This is a genomic window from Seohaeicola saemankumensis, assembly GCF_042678485.1.
GTDB classification, from domain to species: Bacteria; Pseudomonadota; Alphaproteobacteria; order Rhodobacterales; family Rhodobacteraceae; genus Seohaeicola; species Seohaeicola saemankumensis.
The window spans coordinates 132,977-145,474 of the sequence record NZ_JBHTKR010000005.1 but is presented as its reverse complement, the minus strand read 5'-3'; the positions used below and the strand labels follow the sequence as shown (position 1 = coordinate 145,474).

11 protein-coding genes are annotated in these 12,498 nt (G+C 63.2%); 8 read left to right on the top strand and 3 right to left on the bottom strand.

The features are described from left to right. The first annotated feature begins 3 nt into the window (after nucleotides 1-3). The gene (locus ACFQ3C_RS12955) at nucleotides 4-1,647 is read left to right on the top strand and encodes a peptidoglycan -binding protein (RefSeq protein ID WP_380792477.1); all 1,644 of its coding nucleotides are present in this window, start codon (nucleotides 4-6) and stop codon (nucleotides 1,645-1,647) included. 67 nt (nucleotides 1,648-1,714) lie between these two features. On the opposite strand, the gene ACFQ3C_RS12950 is transcribed toward ACFQ3C_RS12955, so the two are convergent. The 3 genes from ACFQ3C_RS12950 to gloB all read right to left on the bottom strand — a co-directional run bounded on the left by ACFQ3C_RS12950 (nucleotide 1,715) and on the right by gloB (nucleotide 5,936). Beyond that, complete coding sequence (locus ACFQ3C_RS12950) at nucleotides 1,715-2,614, bottom strand: M23 family metallopeptidase (protein ID WP_380792474.1); 900 nt, start codon at nucleotides 2,612-2,614, stop codon at nucleotides 1,715-1,717. A 65-nt stretch (nucleotides 2,615-2,679) separates the two neighbouring features. Continuing rightward, entirely contained in the window at nucleotides 2,680-5,007 is a 2,328-nt protein-coding gene (clpA, locus tag ACFQ3C_RS12945) for an ATP-dependent Clp protease ATP-binding subunit ClpA (RefSeq protein ID WP_380792471.1), read from the bottom strand. Between the two features lie 161 nt (nucleotides 5,008-5,168). Beyond that, nucleotides 5,169-5,936 (bottom strand): hydroxyacylglutathione hydrolase, encoded by a 768-nt coding sequence (gloB, locus tag ACFQ3C_RS12940; protein ID WP_380792468.1) that lies wholly within the window; start codon nucleotides 5,934-5,936, stop codon nucleotides 5,169-5,171. Nucleotides 5,937-5,999: 63 nt separating this feature from the next. Between gloB and ACFQ3C_RS12935 the strand changes: the two genes are divergently transcribed. The 7 genes from ACFQ3C_RS12935 (at nucleotide 6,000) to ACFQ3C_RS12905 (ending at nucleotide 12,492) form a co-directional block, all read left to right on the top strand. After that, nucleotides 6,000-6,752, top strand: a complete 753-nt coding sequence (locus ACFQ3C_RS12935; RefSeq protein ID WP_380792465.1) for a class I SAM-dependent methyltransferase — start codon at nucleotides 6,000-6,002, stop codon at nucleotides 6,750-6,752. A 340-nt stretch (nucleotides 6,753-7,092) separates the two neighbouring features. After that, the gene (locus ACFQ3C_RS12930; protein ID WP_380793327.1) at nucleotides 7,093-7,653 is read left to right on the top strand and encodes a F0F1 ATP synthase subunit delta; all 561 of its coding nucleotides are present in this window, start codon (nucleotides 7,093-7,095) and stop codon (nucleotides 7,651-7,653) included. Then, nucleotides 7,654-9,192 (top strand): F0F1 ATP synthase subunit alpha, encoded by a 1,539-nt coding sequence (gene atpA / locus ACFQ3C_RS12925; RefSeq protein ID WP_380792462.1) that lies wholly within the window; start codon nucleotides 7,654-7,656, stop codon nucleotides 9,190-9,192. Nucleotides 9,193-9,204: 12 nt separating this feature from the next. Further along, nucleotides 9,205-10,080: a F0F1 ATP synthase subunit gamma gene (locus tag ACFQ3C_RS12920; RefSeq protein ID WP_380792459.1), complete on the top strand. Its 876-nt coding sequence runs from the start codon at nucleotides 9,205-9,207 to the stop codon at nucleotides 10,078-10,080. A gap of 17 nt (nucleotides 10,081-10,097) precedes the next feature. Then, nucleotides 10,098-11,522 (top strand): F0F1 ATP synthase subunit beta, encoded by a 1,425-nt coding sequence (gene atpD / locus ACFQ3C_RS12915; protein WP_380792456.1) that lies wholly within the window; start codon nucleotides 10,098-10,100, stop codon nucleotides 11,520-11,522. 12 nt (nucleotides 11,523-11,534) lie between these two features. Beyond that, complete coding sequence (locus ACFQ3C_RS12910; protein ID WP_380792453.1) at nucleotides 11,535-11,933, top strand: F0F1 ATP synthase subunit epsilon; 399 nt, start codon at nucleotides 11,535-11,537, stop codon at nucleotides 11,931-11,933. Nucleotides 11,934-12,141: 208 nt separating this feature from the next. Continuing rightward, nucleotides 12,142-12,492, top strand: coding sequence for an H-type lectin domain-containing protein (locus ACFQ3C_RS12905; RefSeq protein ID WP_380792450.1), 351 nt, complete (start codon nucleotides 12,142-12,144; stop codon nucleotides 12,490-12,492). Nucleotides 12,493-12,498: the final 6 nt, after the last annotated feature.

Sequence of the window (12,498 nt, the reverse complement as noted above, 5' to 3'; positions counted from 1 at the left end):
TCCATGGCCCTGTCGCGGCGCACCGGGCAAAGGTTCCAGGCCTCGATCTGGCCTGGCTTCGTGGATGCGATGACCGGTCTGTTGCTGGTGCTGATGTTCGTGCTGACCATCTTCATGGTGGTGCAATTCGTGCTGCGCGAGACGATCAGCGGTCAGGCAACCGAGCTTGACGCACTGGGTGCCGAGGTTGCGGCGCTGGCGCAGGCGCTGGGTCTGGAACAGCGCCGCAGCGCCGATCTGACGACGCGGCTGGGAGAGCTGGATGCGACGCTGGGCGATGCCCGGGCGCAGATTTCGCAGCAGGAGGCGTTGATCCTGTCCCTGCGCGGCGAGCGTGACGCCGGGCTGGCGGCCCTGGAGGCCGCGCAAACCCGGATCACCGCGTTCGAGGCGCAGGTTGCGGCGTTGTTGTCGGAACGCGATGCCGCATTGGGCACCGTGGCCGAACTGGAGGCCGAACAAGGCAGGCTTCTGTCCGAGCAGGAAGCCCTGAACCTTGCGCTGGCGCAGGCGCGGACTGAAGTCGACGCAAACGCCGAGGCGGCCCGCCTTGCCGCTGCGCGGCGCGAGGCGCTGGAGGCGCTGATCGCCGATCTGCGCTCGCAACAGGCCGAAACCCAGGCGCAGGCCCAGGCCCTGAGCGGGCAGGTGGACGCGCTACAGGCGCAACTGTCCGAGGAAGAAGCCGCGCGGTTGGCCGAAGCCGCCGCCGCCGAGGCGCTGCGCGCAAGATTGCAGAATGCCGACACGGAACTGACCGCCATGACCCTGGCGCTGGAGGAACAGCGCCGCCGGGCCGAGGAGACATTGACCCTGCTGGCGGCCGCCGAAGCCGCGCGCGATGATTTGCAGGCGCAGCTTGGCGCCCGGATGACCGAGGCCGAGCGTGACGCGGCCCTTCTGGCGCAGGCGCAGCGCCTTCTGGCGGAAGAGCAGGACAAATCGACCGAGGCGCAGCGGGCGCAGGCTTTGCTCAATCAGCAGGTCGCGGCGCTGCGAAACCAGCTGGGCCAGTTGCAGGCCATTCTGGATGACAGCCGGGAACGCGAAGCCGCAGCCTCGATCCAGGTGCAATCGCTGGGGTCTGACCTGAACGCGGCCCTGGCGCGGGCCGCTGCCGAAGAACGGCGCCGCCGTCAGCTGGAAGAGGCCGAGCGTCTGCGCCTTGAGGCCGAAGCGCAGGACCTGCAGAAATACCGGTCCGAGTTCTTTGGCAGGCTGCGTGACGTGCTGGGAAATCAACCCGGCGTGCAGGTTGTGGGCGATCGCTTCGTCTTTGCGTCAGAGGTGCTGTTCCCGCCGGGCAGCGCCACCCTGTCTGCGGCAGGGCAGGGCGAAGTCGCCAAGGTGGCCGAGATCCTGCGCGCCGTGGCGGGCGATATCCCCGCCGGGATCGACTGGGTGATCCGGGTCGATGGGCACACTGACAATGTGCCGCTGTCAGGGCAGGGCGAATTTACCGACAACTGGGAGCTGAGCCAGGCGCGCGCCCTGTCGGTGGTGCGCTACATGTCCGGTTCGCTGGGCATTCCGCCGGATCGTCTGAGCGCGAACGGCTTTGGCGAATATAACCCCGTCAACACGGCTGACACCGAAGAAGCGCGGGCGCAGAATCGCCGGATCGAGTTGAAATTCACTGAAAAATGACGATGCCGCGCATGGGCCCCGCATGGGCCGCGCAAGGGGCTGGCAAGGGCCTTGGCTGCCGCGCGGATCAGTCGATCCGCAGGTTCAGGACCCGTTCACCCAGGGATATTCCATCCCGGATCAGGTTGACGCTTGCGGCATAGTCCCCGGCGGGCCAGCCCCGCGCAGGTGTCTTGCGGCCTGCGGCACGAAAAAATTGCGCCTGATTCCTGTCGATCGTTTCGCTGTGATCCGTGATCGTGCCGCTTGGGCCGGTGATGGTGATCTGGATCACATCGCCTTTCTGTCCGCCAAAGGCATAGCCCCAGGCCACAAGCGCGGGGGCGTCGCGGGAAATGGTCGCGGCGGCCGCGGTCCCGGCCTTGATGCTGGCATAGTCGGGAATGCCCGTGGCAAATCCGGCGTTCAGCAGGGCTCCCGGCACATAGGTGACCGGCGCAGACCAGAGCGTTTCGGGATCGGGCGCGCCGCAGGTGATCTGCCCGTCAGGATCGAAAGGATCGACGATCTTGCCGTTGCGGCGCACCGCGATGTGAAGATGGGGAAATTCGGTATTGCCGGACAGGCCCACCTGGCCCAGCGGGGTGCCTGCATCCACCATCTGGCCTTGCGTAACGCTGACCGAGCCCTGCATCAGATGGCAATATTGCGTTTCCCATCCGTCGGCATGGCTGATCACCACGCCATTGCCGCATTCCCGGCCTTCGATCTGGGCCGCTGTCCCGGCTGTCAGGCCGGTATCGGGCATTCCGTCACGCAGGGCCCTGACTTGCCCGGGGGCCGCTGCCAGCACTGCCACGCCGTCCTGCATCGCAGAAAGCGAGGGCAGGGCGATATCGGTGCCGGTATGGGTGTCGTAACTTAGTCCCTTGCAGGTGAAATCCTGTGCGCCGGGCCCTGGATCATGGTCCACATATTGCTGGACAAAGCAGGACTGACCCAGGGTGCAATCAACGGGGAGATCCAAAGTAAAGGCCCCCGCACTGCCCGGCAGCGCGGAGGCCATCAGTACCGGCAACACGGTTGCCCGCATCAGTCGGCGGTCAGCAACGGTGGCTTGTTGCCCGACAGGCGGGCCTGTTCGGGGCCGGCGATCTGCAGATCGATCTCGCCGTTCTTCAGGGCCACACGCACCACACCACCTTTCGTCAGCTTGCCGAACAGAAGTTCCTCGGCCAGCGGCTTCTTGATGTATTCCTGGATTACACGACCCAGCGGGCGGGCGCCCATCTTGTCATCGTAACCCTTGTCGGCCAGCCACTCGGCGGCGGGCTTGGTCAGTTCGATATGCACATTCCGGTCCATCAGCTGTGCTTCCAGTTGCAGCACGAACTTTTCGACAACCTGCATGATCACCTCTTTCGGCAGGGCGCCGAAGCTGATGACCGCGTCCAGGCGGTTGCGGAATTCCGGGGTAAAGGTCCGCTCGATCGCGGCGGTATCTTCACCCGTGCGCTTGTCACGGCCGAACCCGATGGCCGCCTTGGCCATGTCGGCGGCGCCCGCGTTCGAGGTCATGATTAGGATCACGTTGCGGAAATCCACCTTGCGGCCGTTGTGATCGGTCAGCGTGCCGTGGTCCATCACCTGCAACAGGATGTTGAACACATCGGGATGCGCCTTCTCGATCTCGTCCAGCAGCAGCACGCAATGGGGGTGCTGATCCACGCCATCGGTCAGCATGCCGCCCTGGTCGAAGCCCACATAGCCCGGAGGCGCGCCGATCAGGCGACTGACCGCGTGCTTTTCCATGTATTCGGACATGTCAAAGCGCAGCAGTTCCACGCCCAGCGTATCGGCCAGCTGTTTCGCCACCTCTGTCTTGCCCACGCCCGTGGGGCCTGCGAACAGGTAGTTGCCGATCGGCTTTTCCGGCTCGCGCAGGCCGGCGCGGGCCAGCTTGATCGCGCTGGACAGGGCCACGATGGCATCGTCCTGCCCGAAAACCACGCGCTTGAGGGTCTTTTCCAGATCCTTGAGCACTTCTGCATCGTCTTTCGACACGTTCTTGGGCGGGATGCGCGCGATCTTGGCCACGACGGCCTCGATCTCCTTGGCGCCGATGGTCTTGCGGCGCTTGGATTCCGCCACCAGATGCTGTGCGGCCCCTGCTTCGTCGATCACGTCGATGGCCTTGTCGGGCAGTTTGCGGTCGTTGATGTAACGCGCGCTCAGCTCCACGGCGGATTTGATCGCGTCTGCGGTGTAGCGGACCGAATGATGCTCCTCGAAATAGGGCTTCAGGCCCTGAAGGATCTTCACCGTGTCATCCACGGTCGGTTCGTTCACGTCGATCTTCTGGAAACGGCGCGACAGGGCGCGGTCCTTTTCGAAATGCTGGCGAAACTCCTTGTAGGTGGTCGAGCCCATGCAGCGCAGCTTGCCGCCCTGCAATGCGGGTTTCAGCAGGTTCGAGGCATCCATCGCCCCACCGCTGGTGGCGCCCGCGCCGATCACGGTGTGGATTTCGTCGATGAACAGAACCGCATCGGGATGCGCCTCAAGCTCGTTCACGACGGCTTTCAGCCGTTCCTCGAAATCGCCGCGATAGCGGGTGCCCGCAAGCAGCGCGCCCATGTCCAGGCTGAAGATCGTGGTCTTGGACAGTACCTCGGGGGTTTCGCCCTTCACGATCTTGCGCGCCAGACCTTCGGCGATGGCGGTCTTGCCCACGCCGGGATCACCCACCAGAAGCGGGTTGTTCTTGCGGCGGCGGCAGAGCACCTGGATGCAACGCTCCACCTCGGCCGCGCGGCCGATCAGCGGATCGACATCGCCCTTGAATGCCTTGGCGTTGAGATCCACGCAATATTTGCCAAGCGCGGATTCCTTCTGGTCGGTGGCTTCGGTCGACGAGCCGGTATTGGTTTCCTCGGATTCGGTCGCGCCGGTCACCGGCCGCGCCTCTCCGTAGGCGGGATCTTTCGCCACGCCATGCGCGATGAAATTGACCGCGTCATAGCGGGTCATCTCCTGCTCTTGCAGGAAATAGGCGGCGTTGCTTTCCCGCTCGGCGAAGATCGCGACAAGCACGTTCGCGCCCGTCACTTCGGTCCGGCCAGAGGATTGCACATGGATCGCCGCGCGCTGGATCACGCGCTGGAACGCGGCGGTGGGAACCGCCTCGGACCCTTCGATATCGGTGACGAGGTTGGACAGGTCGTCATCGATGAATTCCACCAGCGTGTTACGCAGGTCGTCGGTATCGACCGAACAGGCCTTCATCACGCGGTTCGCATCGGGTTCGTCGATCAACGCGAGAAGAAGGTGCTCGAGCGTTGCGAATTCATGTTTGCGGGCGTTGGCCAGTGCCAGCGCCGCGTGGATTGCCTGTTCGAGCGTGGTCGAGAATGAAGGCACGGCTGTGCTCCTCTTTGATCTGGGTCTGTCGCGGTCTTGGCCGCGCCAGACATGGCCTCATAGTATTAAAGTGTGGTCTATATCGGGCGCTCTTCAAGTTTTTTCTTTGGCCCGGTGGTCACATTTTGTTCGACGTGTTCCCGATGCGTGAGGTTTCAGCATCAGAAGCTGTCCTTGCGGCGGCGCACCTCGGTAAAGACAGCGACGGGATCTGCCCCCGAGAGGCCCAGATTGGCCTGGATTTCAGGGCTGTCTGACCGCAGGAAGGGGTTGGTGGCGCGTTCGGTCGACAACAGGGACGGGACGGTCGGGCGGCCCTGCGCGCGCGCGGTTTCGATCTTTTCAACACGAGAGATAAGCGCGGCATTGCCCGGTTCAATGGTCAGCGCGAATTTTGCATTGGACGCCGTGTATTCATGCCCCGAACACACCAGCGTTTCCGGCGGCAGGGCGGCCAGCTTGGCAAGGCTTGCATACATCTGTGCCGGGGTGCCTTCGAACAGGCGCCCGCACCCCAGGGCCATCAGGCTGTCCGCGGTGAAGACGACCGATGATGCCGGGAAATGAAACGCGACATGCCCCAGCGTGTGGCCAGACACGTCGATCACCGTGCCGATATCCGCGCCGATGGTGATCGTGTCGCCTTCGCTGACGGCGACATCCAGCGGGGGAAGGCGGTGCGCGTCGGCGGCGGCACCGATCACGGTTGCGGGGTGATCGGCCAGCAAGGCCGCCAGCCCATCGACATGATCCCAGTGATGATGGGTCAGCAGGACATGGGTCAGTGTCCAGCCGCGCTGTTGCAGCGCCGCGATGATGGGCGCGGCCTCGGGGACATCCACAACGGCGGTCTGGCCGCTGGCCTTGTCATGGGCAAGGAAGGCGTAATTGTCCTTGAGGCAGGGAATGGTGACGATCTCAAGGGGCATGGCGTTTCATCTTCCGCTTTGTAAGGTGGCACCCTAAAGTGGCGGAACCAGAGGCGGACCGCAATGCATCTTGATGTTCAGGACCTTCGTAACTTCTATTACCGCAGCACGCTGGGGCGTGCCGCGCAGAAAGCCGTGCGCGACCAGATGCTGCGGATGTGGCCGGAGGCGAAGGGCCAGACGGTCGTGGGTTTCGGTTTCGCCGTGCCCTTGCTGCGCCCCTATCTTGAAGAGGCGCGGCGCGTGACGGGGCTGATGCCCGGCCCGCAAGGGGTGATGCCCTGGCCCGCCGGCCTGCCGAATGTGTCGGTCCTGTGCCAGGAAACCGCGTGGCCGCTGGAGACGGGACATGTCGACAAACTGGTGTTGCTGCATGGTCTGGAAACCTCCGAACAGCCTTCGGCGCTGCTGGAGGAGTGTTTTCGCGTCCTCGGGCCGGGGGGGCGCGCGCTTTTCATCGTGCCGAACCGCGCGGGTCTGTGGTCGCGCTCGGATGCCACGCCATTCGGATACGGGCGACCCTACACGCTGCGCCAGCTTGAGGCGCAACTCAAACGCCACTCGTTCCTGCCGGAGCGGCATGCAACCGCCCTTTACCAGCCACCGTCCGACAGGCGCTTCTGGCGCAAGACGGCCAGTTTCTGGGAAAGCGCGGGCCTGCGCTTTTCCATGGTTCTGGCAGGCGGGGTCCTGATGGTCGAGGCGACCAAGCGGGTGCAGGCGTCCAGCGGGCCGGGCCTGCGCGAGGCGATCCGCCGGCCGCTGAACGCGCTGGACGGTCTGGGCAGCCCCAAACCCGAGGTCAAACCCGCCTGAAAGGTGGTTTTCGCGCCCCGCTTGGTGTGATACCGCTAACGCATACAGTCGGCGGGACTTGGGGTCTGCCGGGTTTTCGGGCACGGAATCGAAATTTCGGCGCGAAAAGAACGAATTTTTTTCGCCCAAATAGGGCGCAAAGCGCCGCACCTGCGGCAAGTGACTGAAACTTATATATATTCCTTTCGGCCCTTTGACTCTATAGCAGGTTGCTAGGTCTGGAAGGCTCTGCTACACCCACGCCGATTTTGATGCTTTGACGCGGGTCAAGGCAGGGTAACATCCCCGGCGGTCCAGAGGGCCATCAAACGACCGGGGTCAGAATATCGGAAGGGTGGACGTGTCCGAACCAGCTTCGATTTCCTCAGGCATTGCCGCGCGCTACGCGACGGCCGTGTTTGAACTGGCCAAAGAAACCAAGAGCGTCGCCAAGATCGAGGCGGATCTTGATGCGATAGAATCCGCGCTGTCGGACAGCGCCGATTTCAACGCGCTGATCAGCAGCCCGATCTACAGCCGCGACGAGCAGGCCGCAGCGATCGCTGCGATTGCAAAGAAAATGGGGCTTACCCCCACCATGACCAACGTGCTGGGCCTGATGGCCGCAAAGCGCCGTCTGTTCGTGCTGCCGCAACTGGCAACCGCACTTCGCAGCGCCATCGCCGAGGACAAGGGTGAAGTCACCGCCGAGGTCACAAGCGCCAAGGCGCTGACCAAGGCGCAGTCGGACAAGCTGGCCAAGCTTCTGGCTGGCCGTACCGGCAAGACCGTCAAGATCAAAGCGGCCGTCGATGAAAGCCTCATCGGTGGCCTTGTCGTCAAGGTTGGTTCGAAGATGATCGATACGTCGATCGCATCGCGCCTCAACTCCCTCCAGAATGCAATGAAAGAGGTCGGATAAATGGGTATCCAAGCAGCGGAAATTTCTGCGATCCTGAAGGACCAGATCAAGAATTTCGGCCAGGAAGCCGAAGTGGCCGAGGTGGGTCGCGTGCTGTCCGTCGGTGACGGTATCGCCCGCGTCTACGGTCTGGACAACGTCCAGGCAGGCGAGATGGTCGAATTCCCCGGTGGTATCCGCGGGATGGCCCTGAACCTTGAATCCGACAACGTCGGCGTCGTGATCTTCGGTTCCGACCGCGACATCAAGGAAGGCGACACCGTCAAGCGCACCAAGTCGATCGTGGACGTTCCGGTCGGTGACGAGCTGCTGGGCCGCGTCGTTGACGGCCTGGGCAACCCGCTGGACGGCAAGGGTCCGATCAAGACCTCCAAGCGCGGCATCGCCGACGTGAAGGCCCCCGGCATCATCCCGCGCAAATCGGTGCACGAGCCGATGGCAACCGGCCTGAAGTCCGTCGACGCCATGATCCCCGTTGGCCGCGGCCAGCGCGAACTGATCATCGGTGACCGTCAGACCGGCAAGACCGCGATTGCGCTGGACACCATCCTGAACCAGAAATCCTACAACGAAGCCGCTGGCGACGACGAGAGCAAGAAGCTCTACTGCGTCTATGTGGCGATCGGCCAGAAGCGGTCCACCGTGGCGCAGCTGGTGAAGAAGCTCGAGGAATCGGGCGCGATCGAATACACGATCGTGGTGGCCGCAACCGCATCCGACCCCGCGCCGATGCAGTTCCTGGCTCCCTATTCGGCCACCGCAATGGCCGAACATTTCCGCGACAACGGCCGCCATGCCCTGATTATCTATGATGATCTGTCCAAGCAGGCCGTGTCCTACCGTCAGATGTCGCTGCTGCTGCGTCGCCCGCCGGGCCGCGAAGCCTATCCCGGCGACGTGTTCTACCTCCACTCCCGCCTGCTGGAGCGTTCGGCAAAGCTGAACGAAGACTTCGGCGCAGGCTCGCTGACGGCGCTGCCGATCATCGAAACCCAGGGCGGCGACGTGTCCGCGTTCATTCCGACCAACGTGATCTCGATCACCGATGGCCAGATCTTCCTGGAAACCGAACTGTTCTACCAGGGTATCCGCCCTGCGGTGAACACCGGTCTGTCCGTGTCGCGCGTGGGCTCTTCGGCCCAGACCAACGCGATGAAATCCGTTGCAGGTCCGGTGAAGCTGGAACTGGCGCAGTACCGCGAAATGGCGGCCTTCGCACAGTTCGGTTCCGATCTTGACGCCGCGACCCAGCAGCTGCTGAACCGTGGTGCGCGTCTGACCGAACTGATGAAGCAGCCGCAGTATTCGCCGCTGACCAACGCCGAGATCGTCTGCGTGATCTATGCAGGCACCAAGGGTTATCTGGACAAGATCCCGGTCAAGGAAGTCGGTCGTTTCGAGGCTGGTCTGCTCAAGCATCTGCGTACAAAGAACGCCGATCTGCTGGAGTACATCACGAAGCAGGACCCGAAGATCAAGGGCGAGGCCGAGGACAAGATCAAAGCTGCGCTGGACGCCTTCGCCGCTGACTTCGCATAAGGGGAAGAGGCTATGCCAAACCTCAAGGACCTGAAAAACAGGATCGCGAGCGTCAAGTCGACCCGCAAGATCACCAAGGCCATGCAGATGGTGGCCGCCGCAAAACTGCGGCGGGCGCAGGATGCTGCCGAGGCATCGCGCCCCTACACCGAGCGGTTCAACGCCGTGATGGCGGGGCTTGCGGCGTCGGTGGGCGGCAGCGACAGCGCGCCGCGCCTTCTGGCGGGCACGGGTAGCGACAAGGTACATCTGCTGGTGGTCATGACCGCCGAGCGTGGCCTGTGCGGCGGGTTCAACTCGAACATCGCCAAGCTGGCCAAGCAGAAGGCGGCAGAGCTGCTGGGCAAGGGCAAGACCGTGAAGATCCTGACCGTGGGCAAGAAGGGCCGCGATCAGATGAAGCGCGAATATGCCAGCCACTTCGTGGGCCATGTCGATCTGACCGAGATCAAGCGCGTGGGCTATGCCGACGCGCAGGAGGTCGCACGCGACATCCTGGCCCGGTTCGATGCGGGTGACTTCGATGTGGCCACGATCTTCTATTCGAAGTTCGTGAACGTGGTCAGCCAGATCCCGACCGCTCAGCAAATCATCCCTGCCAGCTTCGCGCCGGCAGAGACGGATGCAGCCAGCACGCTTTATGATTACGAGCCGGACGAAGAGGCGATCCTTGCCGATCTTCTGCCGCGCGGTGTGGCGACGCAGATCTTCTCGGCCATGCTGGAAAACGGGGCGTCCGAACAGGGCGCGCGGATGTCCGCGATGGATAACGCAACCCGCAACGCCGGCGAGATGATCGAAAAGCTGACCATCGAATACAACCGCTCGCGTCAGGCCGTCATCACGAACGAGCTTATTGAAATTATCTCGGGCGCAGAGGCGCTCTAAGGAACCGGAGACGAAACATGGCAAACGCAAAAGGCAAAATCACCCAGGTGATCGGCGCCGTTGTGGACGTGCAGTTCGGGGATCAACTGCCGGAGATCCTCAACGCGCTGGTCACAGACAACAATGGCAAGAAACTGGTTCTGGAAGTCGCCCAGCACCTGGGTGAGGGCACCGTACGTGCCATCGCCATGGACGCCACCGAAGGTCTGGTGCGCGGTCAGGAAGTGTCCGACACCGGCGGCCCGATCATGGTGCCGGTCGGCAACGCGACCCTGGGCCGCATTCTGAACGTGACCGGTGACCCGGTTGACGAAAAGGGCGACGTGAACGCGGACGAGCATCGCCCGATCCACGCCCCCGCCCCCGAATTCGCCGAGCAGTCGACCGAATCCGAAGTGCTGGTGACCGGCATCAAGGTGATCGACCTCCTGGCCCCCTATGCCAAAGGCGGCAAGATCGGCCTGTTCGGCGGTGCCGGCGTGGGCAAGACGGTTCTGATCATGGAACTGATCAACAACATCGCCAAGGTGCACTCGGGTTTCTCGGTGTTCGCGGGTGTGGGTGAACGGACCCGTGAAGGGAACGACCTTTACCACGAGATGATCGAATCCGGCGTTATCGTCCCCGATAACCTGACCGAATCCAAAGTGGCCCTTGTCTACGGTCAGATGAACGAGCCGCCGGGTGCGCGTATGCGCGTGGCGCTGTCGGGTCTGACCCTGGCAGAACAGTTCCGCGACCAGTCGGGTACGGACGTTCTGTTCTTCGTGGACAACATCTTCCGCTTCACGCAGGCCGGTTCCGAGGTGTCCGCACTTCTGGGCCGTATCCCGTCCGCCGTGGGTTACCAGCCGACGCTGGCCACCGACATGGGCGCGCTGCAGGAACGCATCACCTCGACCAAGTCGGGCTCGATCACCTCGGTGCAGGCGATCTACGTGCCAGCGGACGACCTTACCGACCCCGCGCCGGCAACGTCCTTCGCCCACCTCGATGCAACCACCGTTCTGTCGCGTGCGATTTCGGAACTCGGAATCTATCCCGCCGTGGACCCGCTCGACTCGACCTCGCGCCTGCTGGACCCCGCCGTGATCGGGGAAGAGCATTACAAGGTCGCGACCGACGTGCAGCAGGTGCTTCAGCGCTACAAGTCGCTTCAGGACATCATCGCCATCCTCGGGATGGACGAACTGTCGGAAGAGGACAAGCTGACCGTGGCTCGCGCGCGCAAGATCCAGCGCTTCCTGTCGCAGCCCTTCGACGTGGCAAAGGTCTTTACTGGTTCGGACGGTGTGCAGGTTCCGCTGGAAGACACGATCGCATCCTTCAAGGCTGTTGTGGCCGGTGAGTATGACCACCTGCCGGAAGGCGCCTTCTACATGGTTGGTGGCATCAAGGACGTGATCGCCAAAGCTGAACGCATGGCCGCAGACGCGGCCTAAGGGAGGGCCGAAATGGCTGAGACCATGCAATTCGACCTCGTCAGCCCCGAGCGCAGGCTTGCCTCGATGCAGGTGGCGCAGGTGCAGATCCCGGGTGCCGATGGCGACCTGACAGCGATGCCCGACCATGCGCCGCTGATCACGACCCTGCGCCCCGGTGTGCTGCGCGTGAGCGGCCCGCAGGGGGATGCGGCCTATGTGGTGACCGGCGGCTTCGCCGAGATCTCGGGCGAGGGGACGTCGGTTCTGGCGGAAAAGGCGATGCCGGTTGCGGAAGCGACGGCTGCCGATTTCGACGCGCTGATCAGCCTTGCCACCGAGGCGGCCTCCAAGGCGCTTGCCGATGGCAAGGACGCGGCCGACAAGCTGCTGGCCGATCTTCAGGCCCTGCGGAGCGAAGTCGGCGTCTGATCGTCTGACACGATGAACACCAAAAGGCCCTGCCTCCGCGCAGGGCCTTTTCATTTGTGCGGTGAAGATTGTCCTGGCCCTTGCGCGGCGGCTCAGAAAAAGGAAGATGTCTTTCGTGTCACGGTTGCGCGAGCGGCTCCGTTTCATTTTTCTGGCCTGATACCGCCATGATCCGGCAGTAAGGGCATATCAGAACAACAGAGGCTTCATGCGGCGGTTCAGAAACAACTCAATCGGGGTCGATCAGGGCGAAATGGTCCTGTTTTCCGACTACGAGCATGACGGAGAGATGTGGACAGGCGACGGCCCGCGCCATATCCGCAGCTTTGTCCATTTCAGCGAGGCTTTCGTGACACCGCCGGTTGTCCATGTGTCGATGAGCATGTGGGACATGTCCAACAGGGCCAATTCGCGTGCCGACGTGCAGGCCAGCGACATAGCGGCCGAGGGCTTTGCCATCATCTTTCGGACCTGGGGCGACAGCAAGGTGGCCCGTGTGCGCGTCAGCTGGCTTGCCATAGGCGAGCGTTACGAGCCCGACGACTGGCGCATCGACTGACTGGCG